The organism is Intestinirhabdus alba (assembly GCF_009711095.1).
GTDB lineage: Bacteria > Pseudomonadota > Gammaproteobacteria > Enterobacterales > Enterobacteriaceae > Intestinirhabdus > Intestinirhabdus alba.
Window position 1 is genome coordinate 1 of sequence record NZ_WMJZ01000104.1, and the last position, 1,450, is coordinate 1,450.

At 67.9% G+C, this 1,450-nt stretch carries 1 protein-coding gene; it reads left to right on the forward strand.

The genetic code is table 11. From position 1 onward, the window contains the following. Window positions 1-1,450: ImcF-related family protein (locus GJV78_RS22590; protein WP_330998845.1), on the forward strand; the 1,450-nt coding region annotated here is incomplete at both ends.

Here is a 1,450-nt window from a genome sequence, read left to right on the forward strand (position 1 = left end):
ATCCCGGATGGCGGCTGCCGGCCGATGAGGCCCTGGTCAGCCAGGCCCGGACGCTGCTCATCCGCCTGACGGGAATGCGCAACAGCGAATCCACCCTCTACCAGAAGATGCTGGCGCAGGTGGCGAACCAGTATGCCGACATGCGTCTGGCGGACATGACCGGGGATACCGACGTCTCACGCCTGTTTACCACCGACGCGGTGATACCGGGAATGTTCACCCGCCAGGCCTGGGAGCAGGCCGTGCAGCCCGCCATTGAGAAGGTGGTGGCGGCGCGCCGGGATGAAATGGACTGGGTACTGAGCGACACCCGGCAGTCCGCCGCGCAGCCGGTGTCCGCGGAGGCCCTGCGGGCGCGCCTGACGGAGCGCTATTTTGCCGACTTCAGCGGCGTCTGGCTGGAGTTCCTCAACGGGCTGCGCTGGCAGAAGGCGGAGACCCTGTCAGAGGCGATTGACCAGCTCATCCTGGTGGCCGACGTGCGGCAGTCGCCGCTGGTGGCGCTGATGAACACCCTGAGCGTGCAGGGGCGCACCGGGCAGAGCGGCAACTCCCTCCCGGATTCGCTGGTGAAATCGGCGCAGGCGCTGTTTAACGGCGATGAGCGGCCGGCGATTGATCGGCGCGGCGGGCCGCTGGACGCCACCTTCGGCCCGGTGCTGGCGCTGATGGCCGGCCGCGACGGCGGGGGGCAGAGCGGGCTGAGTCTGCAGACGTGGCTGACCCGGGTGACTCAGGTGCGCCTGCGCCTGCAGCAGATCACCAACGCCACCGACCCGCAGGCGATGACCCGGCAGCTCGCGCAGACGGTGTTTCAGGGAAAGGCGATAGACCTGACAGAGATCCGGGACTACGGCAGCCTGATAGCGGCGGGGCTGGGGCAGGAGTGGAGCGGGTTCGGCCAGACGGTGTTCGTGCGCCCGATGGAGCAGGCGTGGCAGCAGGTGCTGACGCCGGCGGCGGAGAGCCTTAACGCCCGGTGGCGCAGCGCGGTGGTGGAGGAGTGGAACAGCGCCTTTGGCGGGCGCTACCCCTTCAGGAACGTGAGCAGCGACGTCTCCCTGCCGCTGCTGGCGAAGTACCTCAACGGCGACTCGGGGCGCATCACCCGGTTTTTACAGACCCGGCTGAACGGGGTGCTGCATAAGGAGGGGAGCCGGTGGACGGCGGACAGCATCAACGGGCAGGGGCTGACCTTCAACCCGGAGTTTATGAGGGCGATCAACACCCTGAGCCATATCGCCGACGTGGCCTTCGCCGACGGCGGGGCGGGACTGCATTTTGAGCTGCGACCGGGGACCGCGGCGGGGGTGATGCAGACGGATCTGATGATAGACGGCCAGAAGCTGAGCTACATGAACCAGATGCCGGTGTGGAAGCGGTTCCGCTGGCCGGCGGACACAGAGGCACCGGGGGCGTCCCTGAGCTGGATAAGCACGGAGGCCGGGAC